The 17,097-nt window shown below is 56.8% G+C and carries 14 protein-coding genes; 7 read left to right on the top strand and 7 right to left on the bottom strand.

Translation table 11 applies throughout. The features are described from left to right. Positions 1-38: 38 nt before the first annotated feature. Positions 39-344 (bottom strand): hypothetical protein, encoded by a 306-nt coding sequence (locus tag IHV84_RS08395; RefSeq protein WP_198846522.1) that lies wholly within the window; start codon positions 342-344, stop codon positions 39-41. 55 nt (positions 345-399) lie between these two features. Continuing rightward, positions 400-1,665 carry a hypothetical protein gene (locus IHV84_RS08390; protein WP_198846521.1) on the bottom strand — a complete coding sequence of 422 codons (1,266 nt, stop codon included), beginning with the start codon at positions 1,663-1,665 and terminating at the stop codon, positions 400-402. 88 nt (positions 1,666-1,753) lie between these two features. Between IHV84_RS08390 and IHV84_RS08385 the strand changes: the two genes are divergently transcribed. Next, positions 1,754-2,125 (top strand): helix-turn-helix domain-containing protein, encoded by a 372-nt coding sequence (locus tag IHV84_RS08385; protein WP_198846520.1) that lies wholly within the window; start codon positions 1,754-1,756, stop codon positions 2,123-2,125. Here the strand turns inward: IHV84_RS08385 and IHV84_RS08380 are convergent. From IHV84_RS08380 to IHV84_RS20775, 5 genes are all read right to left on the bottom strand, one after another. Next, on the bottom strand, positions 2,122-2,490 hold the full coding sequence (locus IHV84_RS08380; RefSeq protein ID WP_370541229.1) for a hypothetical protein: 369 nt from the start codon (positions 2,488-2,490) through the stop codon (positions 2,122-2,124). The genes IHV84_RS08385 and IHV84_RS08380 overlap by 4 nt on opposite strands. Before the next feature lie 107 nt (positions 2,491-2,597). Continuing rightward, positions 2,598-3,353 (bottom strand): hypothetical protein, encoded by a 756-nt coding sequence (locus tag IHV84_RS08375; protein ID WP_233099902.1) that lies wholly within the window; start codon positions 3,351-3,353, stop codon positions 2,598-2,600. Then, positions 3,354-3,761 carry a type I restriction endonuclease subunit M gene (locus IHV84_RS08370; RefSeq protein ID WP_198846519.1) on the bottom strand — a complete coding sequence of 136 codons (408 nt, stop codon included), beginning with the start codon at positions 3,759-3,761 and terminating at the stop codon, positions 3,354-3,356. 143 nt (positions 3,762-3,904) lie between these two features. Further along, entirely contained in the window at positions 3,905-4,396 is a 492-nt protein-coding gene (locus IHV84_RS08365; protein ID WP_198846518.1) for a hypothetical protein, read from the bottom strand. Continuing rightward, positions 4,377-4,469 (bottom strand): DUF2934 domain-containing protein, encoded by a 93-nt coding sequence (locus IHV84_RS20775; RefSeq protein WP_198846517.1) that lies wholly within the window; start codon positions 4,467-4,469, stop codon positions 4,377-4,379. Before IHV84_RS20775 ends, IHV84_RS08365 begins: the two co-directional genes overlap by 20 nt. A 484-nt stretch (positions 4,470-4,953) precedes the next feature. Here IHV84_RS20775 and IHV84_RS08355 point away from each other — a divergent pair, with 484 nt between their 5' ends. From IHV84_RS08355 to IHV84_RS08330, 6 genes are read left to right on the top strand one after another with little or no spacing between them, the layout of a single operon-like run. Further along, positions 4,954-8,043 (top strand): BPTD_3080 family restriction endonuclease, encoded by a 3,090-nt coding sequence (locus IHV84_RS08355; protein WP_198846516.1) that lies wholly within the window; start codon positions 4,954-4,956, stop codon positions 8,041-8,043. A 1-nt stretch (position 8,044) separates the two neighbouring features. Further along, positions 8,045-10,852, top strand: a complete 2,808-nt coding sequence (locus tag IHV84_RS08350; RefSeq protein ID WP_198846515.1) for a site-specific DNA-methyltransferase — start codon at positions 8,045-8,047, stop codon at positions 10,850-10,852. A gap of 9 nt (positions 10,853-10,861) precedes the next feature. After that, complete coding sequence (locus IHV84_RS08345) at positions 10,862-11,908, top strand: SIR2 family protein (RefSeq protein ID WP_198846514.1); 1,047 nt, start codon at positions 10,862-10,864, stop codon at positions 11,906-11,908. After that, positions 11,905-13,665: an ATP-binding protein gene (locus tag IHV84_RS08340; RefSeq protein WP_198846513.1), complete on the top strand. Its 1,761-nt coding sequence runs from the start codon at positions 11,905-11,907 to the stop codon at positions 13,663-13,665. The genes IHV84_RS08345 and IHV84_RS08340 overlap by 4 nt, the downstream gene beginning before the upstream one ends. A 2-nt stretch (positions 13,666-13,667) precedes the next feature. Further along, positions 13,668-14,951 carry a hypothetical protein gene (locus IHV84_RS08335; RefSeq protein WP_198846512.1) on the top strand — a complete coding sequence of 428 codons (1,284 nt, stop codon included), beginning with the start codon at positions 13,668-13,670 and terminating at the stop codon, positions 14,949-14,951. Then, positions 14,951-17,074 (top strand): UvrD-helicase domain-containing protein, encoded by a 2,124-nt coding sequence (locus IHV84_RS08330; protein WP_198846511.1) that lies wholly within the window; start codon positions 14,951-14,953, stop codon positions 17,072-17,074. The genes IHV84_RS08335 and IHV84_RS08330 overlap by 1 nt, the downstream gene beginning before the upstream one ends. Positions 17,075-17,097 lie beyond the last annotated feature (23 nt).

Genomic DNA, 17,097 nt, shown 5'->3' with positions numbered 1-17,097 from the left:
CAAGACCCAGTATCCCGTCAAAAAAATGCCGCTCAGACTTAACTGAGCGGCATTGCGCCGGAGACAGTGGTTTTACCCGCCACGACCGCCCCATCGCAGACCAGCTTGATACCGGCAGCAGCCATAGCCTTGCTGGCCGTGAATTGGACCGTGGGCGCATAGTCAGCGCCAGTGGTTCCGTTGGCCGGTGCAATGGCCGGAGCAACCGCCAGCGTGAGAGTCGCAGGCGTGGTCGGTGCACTGCTGTCACCGCCACCACCACCGCCGCAGGCGGACAGCACAACGGCCATGACGACAGAAAGAGACGCGCCCGCTACGCGGGAATCAGATATGGAAATTCTCATGATGTGCTCGTAAAGGGGAATGCAAAAACCGGAATCACGGGGCCTATGGCGGTGCTTACTTCATCGACTTTTCATCGGTAAGGACGCGCATCATCAACGCGACTTGGCTATGGTCGGAGGGAGTGCGTATCTGTTCGGCCTTGCCGTCGGCTACGAGGGCATGGATGTAGGCTTCTGAGCCTTCCACCCGAAAGAGAAACGTAATGGCAGGGTGACCTGCGCGCTTCACGGAGATACCGGGAAACCCTCGGACTGAAGCGCTTTGAACCGACGCGATGAGCGAGTTCTCCAGCAATAGACCCAGCCATTGGTTGCAAGGCATCAGCGCAGTCCATTGACCCATGTAGTTCACATACAAGGTGGAATTGCCCAGCGATGAAGGTACTCCGAGTGCTTTGATTCGCTCAGCCTGGCGCGTGGCTGCTCCTTTGGCATGAGCCTCCTGCTTTGCACTGGCAGCTGCACGTTCCTGTGCTTGACGCTCCTGCTGCTGAGTCAAGGTCAACTGCCTCTGGCGCTCTTGTTCTTCTTCTTTTTTGCGGTCAGCTTGGCGCTGGCGCTCGGCCGCTTGCTGCTGTTGCTCCCAGGCTTCCTGGCTGCGGCGCTGCTCATCACGGCGCTCCCGGGCTTGGCGTTGCGCTCGCTCATCTTCGCTGCGCTGGATTTCCCGTTGACGGGCTATGCGCTCATCGTTTTCTCGAATGGCACGCTCGCGTAGCGCATCTTTCTCCCGGTTGGCTTCCTGTTCGCGCATTGCCCGTTCGGCAATTGCTGCAGAAGCAGATACCGGTGGCAGCAACGTTGCCGACTTGACTGCTGCTGCCGGAAGCCCGGAAAGAGCCTGTGGCGTATTTGCCGCTGGCGGTGCTGTCCTGCGTGACGCTCCTGCAGGCGTATCGGACGCCCCAGCCATTACAACCAGAACCGAACAATCGCGTAAACGCTGCTCACCATTGGCAGAAAAAATGGTGGCTGGCCCGGACAGTGCACCGTTTTTCAACTCCAGCATGGCCACATTCCGCCACTTGCCCGTGTTGCGCTGCCCAGGATTCCACTGTCCATCGAGGGTGAAACTTGCACGCCCATCACGCAAGATACTTGATCCGACTTCGGTGATTCGGGGATCGGGTCGCTCCCAAGTCACGGTTTTACCTGTGACGTTGATATTGATCGACTGTTTCCAAGCGCCTTGTTGGGGATTGGTGATCAAGGGGCCGCATTCGAGTGTGCCGGTGTAGGCGCCATCACGAATCTGCGCAGAAGCTGCGCCACACACCAAGGCGAGGCAGCCCCAGGACACGTTTTTAAGTTTTGCCGTCATCTCCATCCCCTTTCTGTATCTAGAAGTTTCCCACAATGAAGAATTAACTCTGTCGTATTTAAGTCGTCATTGAGGCATTTTTGCCTCAATGGAAGTCACTACAACCACAGCCAAGAAGAAGGTTGCCGCCGACCGTCATCCTCTTGCCGTGGCGTTTGGTGAATACCTGAAATCCGTTCGCAAGGACAGCGATAAATCGCAAGCCGAACTCGCCTTCGATGCGTCTATGAATCGAACCTATGTGTCGCTCTTGGAGAGGGGCCTCTCGGCTCCGACCCTCTTGGTGTTGGACTCGCTGGCAAAGGCACTCGGCATGTCCATGACTGACTTGATGGCTGGGTTTGAGGCCCAGTTGCCGAAGAACCTTCGCCGCACGTCGGTGAAGCGCAGGATCAATGAAGCGTCGCTGGCAAAGACCGGGGACCGGCCACAAGGAACACGTCGCTCACCGCTGCGCTAACCGTCTGGTGCGCCAGCCAGCCACGTGACGCTCATGGCGTCTACCAGCGCGGAGTCGAATACCACGCCGAACACCAGATACGCCGATTCATCCATGGCGTGTCGGACCACCCTGAAGACCTCTGCGCAATGGCTCAGTTGAAAGCTCTTGCCGTTTCCGCTGCACACCACCACAGCGGCTGCTTTGTTGTGCGTCGGTATCCGTGCCAATGCATCGCGGCAAGCATCAAGCACCTTGTCAGCGTCATGATCCGTCACCATAAAGCTCACGGGTGAGCGACCGCAGAGCTTTAGCGTGTCGCGCAAATCTTCCAGGTCGATCTGCAATATGGCGCGTTCTTCCGTTGCCGCCAGCAGCGCCGCCACCGTCTGTTGAACCCTGTCGGCTGGGGTGGATGCCGCAGGCAGTGGCCACGGTGACAACGCCATGCCAGCGACGATTTTGAGGACCTGACGCCGCATCCGAGTGCGCTTCACGCTGCCACCTTCAGTTGCAGCCGTACAGTGGCCAGCAAACGAACTTCTTCGGCATTCCACTCGGCAGCTTCGTACAGCCAGTGCACGGGCTTGCGCTTGCTGTTTTCCGAGGGAATGAGCAGATTCGGTGGTGTTCGCCGACTGCCGGGACCGGACGTTGGCAAACGAAGTCGCGCGTTGAAATAAGCAAAGCTGGGCGCGCTGGCGCTGGGGTCGAGCAAGTGAATGGTGTCCGGCAATATAGCCCTGCCAGATGCACTCCCTTCACAGCCGGTACATAGTGCCCAATGCTTGGTGCGGTGGTTCTTTACGCTGGCGAATGTCACGGCCAGCAGCTCTCCACGCATCAAGTTGTCCAACGTCCATTTGTCGAGTCCGCCATCAGCCGCTTGTCGCAATGTCAGACTGAGCGGAAGCTTGAGTTTGTTGTTAACCAGCTCAACAAAATCGTGCGCATGGAGGCCCTCAAAATACGTGTGACGAAAGGCGGAAAAAACTTCCGCAGGTAGACCATATTTCCGCCGAGACATGTCTTCGAGCGCGTCGTGCTTTGCCAAATCAAAAATGATCAGTGCTGCTGAAAAAACATGCAGGCAACATGCCCCATCCATGCAGCCTTGAGGAAAGAAAACGGGCACATCATCGCGGCGTTGCTTGGACTTGACGGTCAAGTAATGGCCGGTCTGGAGGGTAGGATAGAAGCGCTGCCAACGGTAGGCCACCGAATCAGTCTTCGATTTTGACGCTGCCATTTAGTAGTCCCCAGGCAATAGCAATGTCGTGTATTCACGCTTTCCATCTTCGTTCGTTGCATCGGTGATGGCCCAGATAGTGGGAAAATCAGCGCGCTTTGAGCGTGGTGTAGTCTTGAGCTTTTTTGCATCAACAAGGCGATACACGCTCATGATTCGGCTGCCATCGGTCAGTGCCATCGCGTTGAGTGCCGCATCGTCTTTGCACAGATCACCCCAGTCGCCGCGCAGGTGTCTTGCTAGCAGAGCGGCTGCGCTGAATCCGGTTTCTTGCAGCAATCGCAATGCGCCGGGAGTGGCCACAATCTGGCCCATCGAGAACCGGGCCGCGTTGGAGTAGATGATCGTTGGCGTGGTGGTCGGTGCAGGAGCCGCTGCCTTGGTTGTGGACGCGGGTGTTGTGGTCATGGAAATCTCCTTGGGTGGGGAACGAAACAAAACAGTCGAAACAAACGGGCGTGCGTAGTCCTCCGCAAACAGGTACCGGATAGAAAACGCGGGTGAGAGAAATCAGTGCGGCGGCAGAAAAGCAGCCGCCGAGAGACGAAGCCTCAGCGAGAGGCTTGCAACGAAACTTGCGCCTGGCATAGCGCTTTCAACAAATCAGTGTCCGAGTCATAGGGCTGCTCGATCCACTCCACGAACTGATCGGTGGCCAACAGACAGTCGCTGAGCAGTGACGGCATCGCACCATCGGCATCACCGCGATCCAGCAAGCCCCAGGCGTGCAACCGGCGCGATGCCACAGCATCTCGTACAGCGTCCACAGGCATCTCGCACAACAGCGCCAGCACGGTGCAGCCATGAGTGGCGTCACGCAATGGGATGACTGGCAAGATCGCACTGCCAAAGCGCCGAACGCAGTAGAACCACCGTAGCCACTGTGACTCGAATGGCGTGAAGTTCAGCAGCCTTGCCAGCGTGTCCAGATTCGTGCCGATGCATGACCCCGCTGGCGGTGGTGATGGCTCCAAGGCAGCCAGCCGACTGGCCAGTTCCACCGGGTCCGTTGGGATCGACAAATCAACATGGTGACTGTCCACATTGACCATCCAAAAATCCGGCAGATCGCCATCGAAAATGGGCTGCTTTTCGTATCCGAGTTCGCGCCAGCATCGCTGCTCGATAGCGCGACTTTCTCGGATCAGGTCTTGGCCATCCAACAAGCGGGGCAGAACTACCCCAATGCGATGCAGGAGGTCACCTATGTGATGGCGACGGAAGGCTGCGTTACCTGCGGCATAGGCTGGTCCGCTGCGAATACAAAAGTCAAGTGCGTTCAATATTTCACCAGACTCTTTGGAGTGAGCTTTGACCGATGGTTTCTTCCATCTAAACCGACTTGGTAGCCATACTGAAAGCCGTTTTAGTGACCGAATTCAAGCAAATTGCTCAAAAATTAAGCAAGTCAACCATTGAATCATTATATCATAATGTAATGTATAATTGATTTTTAACTCCAAACGGCTATATTGATTTGTAATTTCTACCGTGAGTATCGAAATGCATCAATGTGTATCGCCGAAACAAATCCAAACCATAATGAATGCTGACCTCTCATGAGAGGGGTTTTTGTTGTCGGTTCAAAAATGGGATGGAGATGACGAATCAGTTCTTCGAGAAGCCAATTCTCAACTCGCCGTACGGGTATCCCGGTCGCCATTGGGAGCTTGATGGCACTGGGCAACCAACCCAGCAGATTGTCGAAACTCGCCGCCGCGCCGAGTTCATCACCCCGATCCCCAAGGCAAAGAAGCAAAAGGGCGTCGCTAAGCAAGATGCCCTGCTGTTTGATGATGAGCTGTCCACGCAGAAGCAGGCCTACGACCACACTGCCGTCATCAACTCGGTGCGACAAGAGGTGGACAAATGGCGTGCACTCAAGAACCCGGCCGACTGGCGCGTCACGCCCGAAACCGCGCGTCTGCTGCAACACTGGCGGCACCATCCGTTCAGCAGCATCCGCCCGTTCTTCTGCCAAGTAGAGGCTGCCGAAACAATCATCTGGCTCACTGAAGTTGCCCCGCAAGTCGGGAAGATCGGTCAGACCTTCCTTGACCACCTGGCCAACGCCAACAACGATGCCAACCCGGAATTGATGCGCTTGGCCTTGAAGCTGGCCACCGGCGCAGGCAAGACCACGGTGATGGCCATGATCATCGCGTGGCAAACCGTCAACGCTGTGCGCCGACCTGGCAGCAAGAAGTTCACGCGAGGCTTCCTGTTGGTGGCCCCCGGCTTGACCATCAAGGACCGCCTGCGCGTTTTGCAGCCCAACGACCCCGACAGCTACTACGCCAGCCGCGAGCTGGTGCCCAGCGACATGCTGGACGACCTGAACCGGGCCAAGATCGTCATCACCAACTACCATGCGTTCAAACTCCGAGAACGCATCGAGTTGTCAAAGGGTGGCCGCCTGCTGCTCCAAGGCCGTGGCGGCGATGAGCTGAACACACTGGAGACTGAGGGCCAGATGCTCCAGCGCGTCATGCCTGACCTGATGGGCATGACCAACGTGCTCGTCATCAATGACGAGGCCCACCACTGCTACCGCGAAAAGCCGGACGCAGAGCTGGATGCGCTCAAGGGTGACGAGAAGAAGGAAGCCGACGAGAACAACGAAGCCGCCCGCATGTGGATCACCGGCTTGGAGGCCGTCAACCGCAAGTTGGGCGTTGCCAAGGTGGTGGACCTGTCGGCCACACCGTTCTTCCTTGCTGGTTCCGGCTACGTTGAGGGCACCTTGTTCCCTTGGACCATGAGCGACTTCTCGCTGATGGATGCCATCGAGTGCGGCATCGTCAAACTGCCCCGCGTGCCCGTAGCCGACAACATTCCCGGCGGCGAGATGCCGAAGTTCCGCAACCTGTGGGAGCACATCCGTACCCGCATGCCAAAGAAGGGGCGGGGTGCTGCGAAGTCACTCGACCCCTTGAGCTTGCCGGTGGAACTGCAAACGGCGCTGGAAGCTCTGTACGGTCATTACAAGAAGACATTCGACCTGTGGCAGGCCGCTGGCATCAAGGTGCCGCCCTGTTTCATCGTGGTGTGCAACAACACGTCCACGTCTAAGCTGGTCTATGACTTCATCTCCGGCTTCAACCGTGAGAACGACGACGGCAGCTCGACGCCGGTCCCTGGGCGGCTGGAGCTGTTTCGCAACACCGACGAGTACGGCAACCCCTTCGGCCGCCCCCGCACCCTGCTGATCGACAGCGAGCAGTTGGAATCCGGCGATGCGCTGGACGACAGTTTCCGTGCCGCCGCAGGTCCTGAGATCGAACAGTTCAAGCAAGAAGTCTTCGAGCGTGGCGGTGCCTTGGCCGATGAACTTCGCTCAGGCAAAGACTTTGACGATGCACGGCTGCTCCGCGAGGTGATGAACACCGTTGGCAAGGCTGGCCGATTGGGCGACTCGATTCGCTGCGTCGTCTCCGTGTCCATGCTGACCGAGGGCTGGGATGCCAACACCGTCACCCACGTGCTGGGCGTTCGCGCCTTTGGCACCCAGCTACTGTGCGAACAGGTGATTGGTCGCGCCCTGCGCCGCCAGTCCTACGACCTGAACGAGGAAGGCCTGTTCAACGTCGAATACGCCGACGTGCTGGGCATTCCGTTTGACTTCACCGCCAAGCCGGTGATCTCCAAGCCCCAGCCGCCGCGTGAGACGGTGCAGGTCCGTGCACAGCAAGACCGCGCCGCATTGGAGATTCAGTTCCCCCGCGTGCAGGGCTACCGGGTTGAGTTGCCCGACGAGCGTTTGACAGCCGAGTTCACGGCAGATTCCGTGCTGGTGCTGACGCCTGACTTGGTTGGCCCCTCCATCACGCAGAACGCGGGCATCATTGGCGAGACCGTAGACCTCAGCCTGGACCACTTGGCCGACATGCGGCACTCCACCTTGCTGATGCACCTCACCAAACGGCTGCTGATCAACCATTGGCGCGACCCGGGTGACGAACCCAAGCTGCACTTGTTCGGCCAGCTCAAGCGCATCACCAAGGAGTGGCTAGACACCTGTCTTGATTGCAAGGGTGACACCTACCCAGCGCAGTTGATGTACCAGGAACTGGCCGACGAGGCCTGCAACCGCATCACTGCTGCCATTACCAAGGCTGAGCAAGGCAACAAGCGGCCCATCAAGGCGGTGCTGGACCCGTACAACGCCACCGGCACTACCCGCTTTGTCAACTTCAACACCTCGAAGACCGAACGTTGGGAAACCAATGGCCCGCCACCCAAGTGCCATGTGAATTGGGTGATTCTTGACAGCGATTGGGAGGCTGAGTTCTGCCGCGTCGCCGAACGCCACCCGCGTGTGGTGGCTTACGTCAAGAACCACAACCTGGGCCTTGAGGTGCCGTACCGCTACGGCTCGGAGACGCGCAAGTACCGCCCCGACTTCATCGTGCGAGTCGATGACGGCAATGGACCGGATGACCTGTTGAGCCTCATCGTCGAAATCAAGGGTTACCGAGGCGAAGACGCCAAAGACAAGAAGTTGACCATGGAAACCTACTGGGTGCCCGGCGTCAACAACCTGGGGGCCTACGGCCGCTGGGCCTTTGTCGAGTTCGTTGACGTGTACCAAATGCAGCATGACTTCGCCAAGAAGGTCGAAGCCGAATTCAACAAGATGATCGATGCCGTTGCCCCGGCCACCGAATCAGTACCCGAGGGCGCACTCTGATATGGCTACCAAGAAGAACACCCCGCTCAGCGTTGAAACGCTCAAGCACGAAGACGCTACCCGCAAGAACATCCCCACGGCCGAATACCAGTCGGTCATGAAGAAGGAGCAGCAGAGCCCGGTGCGTGTGGCGTATCCGCGTGAACGCGAAGGCCGCAACCGCGATCTGGACCCGCAGCTAGTTTGGCGCGGCAAAGACGAGCAGGATTGGTCAGACCTCGTGGTGCATGCGCCGCCGCTATACATCCAGGAGAAGGTGCACCCCAAGGTCTTGATCGACGATCTGAAGAGGCAGACCGAACGTGCGCAAGGCACTGACGCGCCGCAGGTTGACATGTTCGCTGACTTCAACGGCCTGCCCAATGAGGACGCCAAGACTGAGTTCTATGCCCATGATGCGCATTGGGCCAATCGGATGATCTTGGGCGATAGCCTGGCGGTGATGGCGTCCCTGGCTGAACGCGAAGGCCTGCGTGGCAAGGTGCAGTGCATCTATTTTGATCCGCCGTATGGCATCAAATTCAACAGCAACTTTCAGTGGAGTACAACAAGCCGAGACGTCAAAGATGGCAATTCGGATCACATTACACGTGAGCCAGAACAAGTAAAAGCTTTTCGCGATACATGGCGGGATGGGATCCACTCGTATCTGACCTACTTGCGAGATCGAATGACCGTAGCGAGGGACTTGCTGTCGGATACTGGCTCAATCTTTGTTCAGATTGGAGATGAAAACGTTCATCGCGTACGTGCCCTGATGGATGAGGTGTTCGGCGATGAAAATTTTGCTGCCCAAATCTACTTTCTAAAGACGACCGGTAAGGGCAGTAAATTTCTTGATGCATCGGGTGACCACATTCTGTGGTATTCGAAGCGATCGGACTCAGCGAAGGTGAGGCCTGCTTACGCGCTTCGCTCTGCTCAGACCTTGGAAGAGCAATACAACATGAGTAGTGACGGTATTGAGTACCGTCGATTGTCTAAAGATGAGCTTCGCGCTCCATCTTCAATTCCCGTAGGGCAAAAGCGGTTTATGCCTTCGAGCATTTACTCTGACAGTGGAGGTCAAACAACCAACTTCACTTATGAACATCAAGGTAGGCGATTTAGTGCTCTAAAAGGCTACTTTTGGCGAACTACTCAAGGGGGGCTTGACCGCCTAAATAAGGCCTCCAGACTATGTGTGATCGGAAATTACATCCGCTATCGGATGTACGGCAGTGATTATCCGATAGTTAGAATTTCGAATTACTGGGATGACGTGCGAGCCGGAGGGTTTGGCGAAGCAAAGATTTACGTCGTACAGACAGCGACCGACGTTGTGCAGCGATGCCTATTAATGGCAAGCGATCCGGGCGATCTTGTACTTGATCCCACTTGCGGCTCGGGGACAACTGCCTTTGTCGCAGAGCAATGGGGGCGTCGATGGATAACAATAGATACATCCCGCGTTTCGCTCGCACTTGCACGATCTCGGATCATGGGAGCACGCTATCCGTATTACCTTCTCGCAGACAGTCGAGAGGGCCAATTGAAGGAGGCGGAAATCACTCGAAGCGCACCGTCGACTGCGCCCACGAACGGCAATGTGCGCCAGGGGTTCGTGTATGAACGGGTGCCACACATCACGCTGAAAAGCATTGCAAATAATACTGAAATCGATGTGATTTGGGATCAGTATCAAGAAATATTGGACCCAATACGAGCTGAAATAAATGCGATGACCAAGAACAAGTGGGAGGAATGGGAGGTTCCTCGTGAAGCTGGCAATGATTGGTCCGACCAAGCAAAGGCGCTACATAGCCGCTGGTGGCAAAAGCGCATCGCGCGACAACATGAGATTGACTCGTCGATTGCTGCAAAGGCAGAGTTCGAACGACTTTTTGATAAGCCATTCGAAGACAAGAAGAAGGTACGCGTAGCTGGGCCGTTCACGGTTGAGAGTTTGTCGCCACACCGTGTACTTGGTGTGGATGAAAACGACGAGTTAATCGACCCCAACGACCCGAAGGTTGCTGAGCAACAGGCCGAGTACAACGCTGCGCGTAGCTTCGTCCAGATCATTCTTGAGAATCTCAAGACCGCTGGCGTGCAGCAGGCCCACAAGGAAGACAAGATCGTCTTCACGTCGCTGGTGCCGTGGCCTGGCGATTTGGTCTGCGGCGAAGGCTTGTATGAAGACAGTACTGGTGAGAAGCGTGCTGCAATCTTCATCGGGCCGGAGTTCGGCACGGTATCGCGCCCAGATTTGGTGTCTGCCGCACGGGAGGCTGGCGACGCGGGCTTCGACGTCTTGATCGCCTGCGCGTTCAACTACGACGCGCACTCGTCCGAGTTCGAGAAGTTGGGCCGCATCCCGGTGTTGAAGGCGCGGATGAACGCCGACCTGCACATGGCCGAAGACCTCAAGAACACTGGCAAAGGCAACCTGTTCGTGATCTTCGGTGAACCCGATATTGACATCCTCGATGCTGCCGAAGGGCAGGTTTGCGTCAAAGTCAACGGCGTGGACGTGTTCCACCCGAACACCGGCGAGGTGCGAAGCGATGGTGCCGACGGTATTGCCTGCTGGTTCATTGACACCGACTACAACGAAGAAAGCTTCTTCGTCCGCCATGCCTACTTCCTGGGTGCAAACGACCCCTACAAGGCGCTCAAGACCACGCTGAAGGCCGAGATCAACGAAGAGGCATGGGCCACCCTGAACAGCGATACGTCGCGGCCATTCGACAAGCCAAAGTCCGGCCGCATTGCAGTGAAGGTGATTAATCACCTGGGTGATGAGGTGATGAAGGTATTCAAAGTCTGAGGCGCACGAATGGACCTGCACAACGTCAAGGTACGTCTACAAGAACATCTGAGTGACGGACTGGTCACGATTGTGGGGTCGGGCTTGTCGTGTGCCGAAGGACTGCCGGGCATGGGCGAGTTGGCGGCGTACTTGCTTTCGCAGGTCGGTTGCGGGTTGACTGGCGCTGACGCCACTGCCTGGGCCTCAGCATCGGCGTTGTTCGCCACAAAGGGGCTTGAAGGGGCGCTACTTGCTGTGCCGCCTCCTCCCGTCGTTGAGGCTGCGATTGCGACCGCCACCGGACAATTGATAGCGGAGCGCGAGCGCGCTGTTGTGTCTGAGGTGTTTGCAGGCACGCGAAAGCTTCGACTAACCCGGCTGCTACCCCACTTGGTAAAGCCTGCAACCGGGCTGACCATCGTCACGACGAACTACGACCGACTGGTGGAGATTGCGGCGGAGGAAGCTGATCTTGGTGCCGACACGATGTTTGTGGGGCGTTTCGCAGGGCAATTAAACGAACGCGAGAGCCAGCTGAGTTTCTGTCGCAAGGTCACGGTCAAACAGCGGCCCGCAGCGGCAACGTTTCACTATCGCCCTCGCGCTCTGATATGCAAGCCCCATGGCAGTCTGGATTGGTACGCAAGGGCAGGCCGCCCAGTTTTTTATCCGGGTGATTTGGTGGACGCAGTGCGATTGATCATCACCCCGGGGCACAACAAATTCCGCAACGGGTATGAGAGTCCCTTCGACCATCACCGTGCCAGGGCAAATGATGCGATTGATCGCGCAAGCAGATTTCTGGTGCTTGGCTACGGATTCAATGATGACCATCTGGAGACGCACTTGTCACCCTGCATCAAAGATGGCAAGCCCACATTGATGCTGACTCGGTCCCTGTCCACTGTAGCGCGGCAGTTGGCGCTGATGCACGCGAATGTCATTGCCCTTGAATATGCCGAGGTGGCAGGTGTCGCCGGGACCACGGTCATCATCGAGCAAAAAGAGTTCTTCTTTCCGGGAGTCGGAATGTGGGATGTAGATTCATTCGTTACGGAGGTTCTTGAACCATGACTGCTACGCCCCCAGCACTGCAATTCGCCGAGGCAGATTTGCTTGGTCGTGTTTCCTCTGTCGATACAAGCCGAGTGGCGGTCGATGTCTCGAATTCAGTACTGCTGACCCGGATCGGCATCGGCAACCTGATCGCCATCAAGGGCAGCACTGAGCGCGAGTTCCTGATTGCCATCACCGAGCGCGTCACGCGGAGCCTGAGCGATGCGCTGCCAGACGAGTTACCTGCTGATGGGGATGACTTGCCGTTGACTGCCGTTCCGACGGACACGGTACGTGGCGCGTTGATCGGCACCTTTCGGACTGTCGATGGCGAGAAGAAGAATACGTTCAAGCGTGGGGCGGATAGCTTTCCGCAGATTGACCGGGAATGCTACGTCGTGGAAGGCGCAAACCTCCAGCGATTTATGGGCATCCTCGGCGCGGACTACCCACCCAATGAGCGATTGAAGTTGGGGGTGTTTGTCGCAGACAGGACTGCAGAAGCCATTGCCAGCGGCGACAAGTTCTTCCAAAGGCACGCCGCGATTTTGGGCAGTACGGGCTCAGGGAAAAGCTACGCGGTGGCGTTGATTCTTGAGAGGGCGGCTCAGCTTAAGTACCCGAACATTCTGGTGTTCGACATGCACGGAGAGTATGCCCCGCTGGCCGATGAGAGCAAGGGCGGTTTCGCGACTCGGCTACGCATCGCTGGCCCAGGTGACCTGGCAGCACCGGCAGATGATGCGTTGTTTCTGCCCTATTGGCTGCTGAATCGTGACGAGATGCTGTCAATGATTCTCGACCGCAGCGACCAGAATGCACCCAATCAGGCGTCGCGGTTCACGTCGCACGTTCGTGCGTTGAAGGAGGCGAAACTCAAGGCCGAAGGGAAAAATGAAGTCGCGAAAACTTTCACCGTTGATTCCCCAATTCCGTATGCGATCAAAGACTTGCTGGATATTCTGAATACAGACAACACGACAAAAGGCGTCGGCAAGACTGGGCCGGTCAAGGGCGAGTGGGAAGATAAGCTCACACGGTTTATTTCTCGAATGGAGGCCAAGCTCGAAGATCGTCGTTATGGCTTCATGTTTACGCCGCCTGCTGCTGCGAATACGTATGACTGGCTTGCAGCGCAGATTGTCAAACAGCTCGGATCGAACGGCGGCAAAGGCATAAAGATCATCGACTTTTCAGAAGTCCCGTCTGACGTTCTGCCTGTGGTCACTGGAACGCTCGCGCGGCTGCTCTATGACGTGCAGTTCTGGATGGCTGCCGAAAAGCGAACGCCAGTTACTTTGCTGTGCGATGAGGCCCACCTGTATCTGCCGGTGCGTGACGATGCCGACGCTGTTCAGCGTCAGGCGCTTGGGGCCTTTGAGCGGATTGCGAAAGAAGGCCGCAAGTACGGGTTCTCCTTGCTGGTGGTGAGTCAGCGTCCATCCGATGTCAGCAGGACGATCCTGAGCCAGTGCAACAACTTCCTGTCCTTGCGTTTGACAAATGACGCAGACCAAGGGGTTATCAAGCGTTTGATGCCCGACTCATTGGCTGGTCTGACTAGCGTACTTCCGTTGCTGGACACCGGCGAGGCGCTGATGCTGGGCGATGCTGTCCTACTGCCATCGCGGATCAAGCTGGACCTGCCGACTGTCGCGCCCGACAGTGCTACGCGTGATTTCTGGAAGGACTGGGGGGCGCAGGCGCCTGATGTGGCAGCACTTGCAAAAGCCGTCGAGGCCTTACGTAGTCAAACCAGAAACATTGGCGCGTGACCATGAGTTGGCTTCAGACACTCAAAGACTATGCGGAACAACACCCAATTGTTGTCTTGCGATTTGGCTCGGACGAGTGGGAGTCCCTGTCTAATTCGCGTCGCGGTGTCGGTGAGTTCACTGTTGCCTTACCTCATGCTCTGGTCAGCGGGGTAAAAGCTCCCGCACCTTGCTTGCTACTCGGGAAGGACGGTGAAGCTGAGCAGGTACTTTTTGGTCTGGTTTCCTCAAGAAGTCCAATCACTACGTTGGATTCAAGAATTAAGGTGACGCGGTCGGTGGTTGTTGCCCCCTCTTCAGTGGCAGGATTGTCAGCATTGATTTGCGACGCACCGCACGCGAAGAATTTTTCATCTCGCGTCAAAGACGAACAAGCAGTTTCATTGCTATCGCCGAAGCTGAGCAGTTACCTCATAAAGAGGCTGGCAACTATCTCTTCCAATAATGGCAGTCTGCGGGCTGTCGCAGAAAAGTTGTCTGTCCCTAAGCGATTCAAAGGCAATACAGCCATGCAGGAGGACGCAGTCCAAACTGCACTCGCGGCCTTTGGGTTGGGTTCGAGCGATCAAGCGACCAGCGTTGAATTGGCTGAAGGTCGTTCGACAGCCCTCGGTCGGGTGGCAATCATGGAAGACTCCGTCGTTGAACATGATGCCCGCAGCGTTCCCGGATATTCTCTGATCCAAAGTGACGTTACAGGGCGGGCACTATTCAAAAAGGGTGAAGACCAATTGGAAGTATTCACCGCCAATCGGCGAGAGTTGGAGCATTGCTTTGGGGTTGATCTCATCTATGTCAATCTGACAAAGCAAAACGTTGTGATGCTCCAGTACAAGATGCTGGAGCCGTCAAGTAAGTCTGATGATCAAACTGATTGGGTCTATCGACCGGACGGGCAACTGGATGCGGAGATCGCCAGAATGAACGCCTTTGCCGCAGCGCATCCGCCGGGACCAAAGGAATACAGGTTAAACCCGCAGGTTTTCTACATGAAGTTCGTTAAGCGAGACGCATCAATCGGCGATGGTGGAATCATTACTCCATTGGATCACTTCGAGAAAGTACGTGCCGATCCTTCTTTCAAAGGTCCGAAGAAAGGTCTTCGTCTGAGTTTCAAGAGCTTGAGCGGACGGTATCTTCGCCAGACACCGTTTCTTGATCTGGTTAGGTGCGGATACATCGGAGCACATGCGCAGACAACAGCTGATCTTCAAGTACTCATCGAGGCCATCCTAGATGGCAATAAAGCAGTGGTTGCGGCTGTGCAAAAGAAGGTTGGTGATTGATGGAATTCCGCATTGCAGATACCTTTACCGATAGCCTTGTCAAACTCACGGGCGATGAGCAGAAATCGGTGAAGACGACCGCGTTCGATTTGCAGCTGAATCCAGCTCACCCGAGCATGAGCTTGCATAAGATCGAGCAGTCAAAAGACAAGAGTTTCTGGTCTGTCAGGGTCAGCAGCGACATTCGCCTGATCGTGCACAAGACGGCCACCAGTTTCCTGCTCTGCTATGTTGATCACCACGACAAGGCCTACAAGTGGGCCGAGCGCCGAAAGCTGAAAGTGCATCCCAAGACGGGTGCCGCTCAGTGGGTCGAGATTCGCGAACGCGTTGAAGAAGTCGTGGTTCGCACTGGCGAGGCGGCAGGGGCGCCTGATGGTGTCAAGCCCAAGGCACCGAAGCCGGTTGACGTTCCAAAGGCAAAGAGCTTGTTGTTCGACAGGCGCACTGACGACGAACTGTTGAGCTATGGCGTTCCACCCGAATGGCTGGCTGACGTGCGCAAGGTGGATGAAGACAGTCTCTTGGTGCTGGCTGACCATCTTCCTGCCGAGGCTGCCGAGGCCTTGCTAGAACTGGCAACGGGCGGAGCGCCGAAGCCAGTGGCGGCGATCCAACCGGGTGCCGATCCATTCAGCCACCCGGATGCACAGCGGCGATTCCGGGTGATGAAAGATGTTGAGGAGTTGGAGCGTGCACTCGACTTCCCGTGGGAGAAGTGGACCGTCTTTCTTCACCCAGCGCAGCGGCAATGGGTTGAGCGCGACTACACCGGACCAGCACGGATCTCCGGCTCGGCCGGTACTGGCAAGACCATCGTGGCATTGCATCGTGCGGTTCACTTGGCCCGCCAGAACCAAGACAGCCGGGTGTTGTTGGCGACGTTCTCCGAAACTTTGGCCAGTGCTTTGGCCACCAAGCTGCAAAACCTGATCAGTAATCAGCCAAGGCTGGCCGAGAGGCTTGAGGTTCACTCCATGTCGGCCATTGGAGCGCGCTTGTATGCGGCGCATTGGGGAAAGCCGAAGCTTGCCTCTCAGGCACAGATCGTTCGGGTCTTGCTTGACGCTGCAAAGGCTGACACCACCCTGAAGTTTGGCCAACGCTTCCTGCTTGGTGAGTGGAATGATCTTGTTGATGCTTGGCAGTTGAAGACGTGGGAGGCCTACAAGGATGTGAAGCGGCTTGGGCGCAAGACCCGGCTTTCGGAGTCCCAGCGCGTTGCTCTATGGGCTGTTTTCGAGCGAACGCAAGAAGCGTTGAAGCAGGCCGGACTGATCACGCATGCGGAGATGTTCAGCCGCCTGGCAGAGAAAGCCGCGACGCTGCCACATCAGCCCTTCGATTTCGTGGTGGTTGATGAAGCGCAGGATGTGAGCATCTCGCAGCTCAAGTTTCTGGCAGCGGTCAGCACCAGCCGAGGGCAGGTCCGACCGAACAGCTTGTTCTTTGCTGGTGACCTGGGGCAGCGCATTTTCCAGCAGCCGTTTTCGTGGAAGTCGCTGGGTGTCGATATCCGGGGGCGGTCACGCACGCTGCACATCAACTACCGAACTTCGCATCAAATCCGAGCCCAAGCCGACCAATTGCTGGGACCGGATGTCACAGACGTGGATGGCAACAGCGAGGACCGTCGCGGTACGGTATCGGTCTTCAACGGGCCGCCCCCCGACATTCGTTCGTTCAAGTCCGAGGTCGCTGAGTGCAAGGCGGTTACCGCTTGGCTTCTTGACCGGGCGAAAGATGGTTTGGCTCCGCACGAGTTAGGTGTCTTCGTTCGCTCTGATGCCCAGATTCCGCGGGCGGTGGCTGCCGTCACCGCTGCTTGCATTCCATTCAGCGTGTTGGACGAGCATGTGGAGACAACCAACGGTCAAGCCAGTGTCTGCACCATGCACTTGGCAAAAGGGTTGGAGTTCCGCGCAGTGGTTGTGATGGCCTGCGACGACGAGGTGATCCCATTGCAGGAACGCGTCGAGGCGGTCACGGACGAAGCTGACATTGAAGAGGTCTACAACACCGAGCGCAACTTGCTATACGTGGCATGTACACGGGCGCGGGACCGGCTGTTAGTCACCAGTGCTGATCCCGCCTCGGAGTTTCTTGAAGACCTGAAAGAATAAGCCATAACCTGGCATGACGCCTC

The organism is Acidovorax sp. IB03 (genome assembly GCF_016406015.1).
Taxonomy (GTDB): Bacteria; Pseudomonadota; Gammaproteobacteria; order Burkholderiales; family Burkholderiaceae_C; genus Acidovorax; species Acidovorax temperans.
The sequence above is the reverse complement of the archived record's forward strand: the minus strand, read 5'-3'. Positions and strand labels throughout refer to the sequence as shown.

Coding starts and splice junctions, on each gene's coding strand:
- IHV84_RS08395 (WP_198846522.1), bottom strand. CDS start 344: ATGAGAATTTCCATATCTGATTCCCGCGTAGCGGGCGCGTCTCTTTCT.
- IHV84_RS08390 (WP_198846521.1), bottom strand. CDS start 1,665: ATGACGGCAAAACTTAAAAACGTGTCCTGGGGCTGCCTCGCCTTGGTG.
- IHV84_RS08385 (WP_198846520.1), top strand. CDS start 1,754: ATGGAAGTCACTACAACCACAGCCAAGAAGAAGGTTGCCGCCGACCGT.
- IHV84_RS08375 (WP_233099902.1), bottom strand. CDS start 3,353: ATGGCAGCGTCAAAATCGAAGACTGATTCGGTGGCCTACCGTTGGCAG.
- IHV84_RS08370 (WP_198846519.1), bottom strand. CDS start 3,761: ATGACCACAACACCCGCGTCCACAACCAAGGCAGCGGCTCCTGCACCG.
- IHV84_RS20775 (WP_198846517.1), bottom strand. CDS start 4,469: ATGCTGGCGCGAACTCGGATACGAAAAGCAGCCCATTTTCGATGGCGA.
- IHV84_RS08355 (WP_198846516.1), top strand. CDS start 4,954: ATGACGAATCAGTTCTTCGAGAAGCCAATTCTCAACTCGCCGTACGGG.
- IHV84_RS08350 (WP_198846515.1), top strand. CDS start 8,045: ATGGCTACCAAGAAGAACACCCCGCTCAGCGTTGAAACGCTCAAGCAC.
- IHV84_RS08345 (WP_198846514.1), top strand. CDS start 10,862: ATGGACCTGCACAACGTCAAGGTACGTCTACAAGAACATCTGAGTGAC.
- IHV84_RS08340 (WP_198846513.1), top strand. CDS start 11,905: ATGACTGCTACGCCCCCAGCACTGCAATTCGCCGAGGCAGATTTGCTT.
- IHV84_RS08335 (WP_198846512.1), top strand. CDS start 13,668: ATGAGTTGGCTTCAGACACTCAAAGACTATGCGGAACAACACCCAATT.
- IHV84_RS08330 (WP_198846511.1), top strand. CDS start 14,951: ATGGAATTCCGCATTGCAGATACCTTTACCGATAGCCTTGTCAAACTC.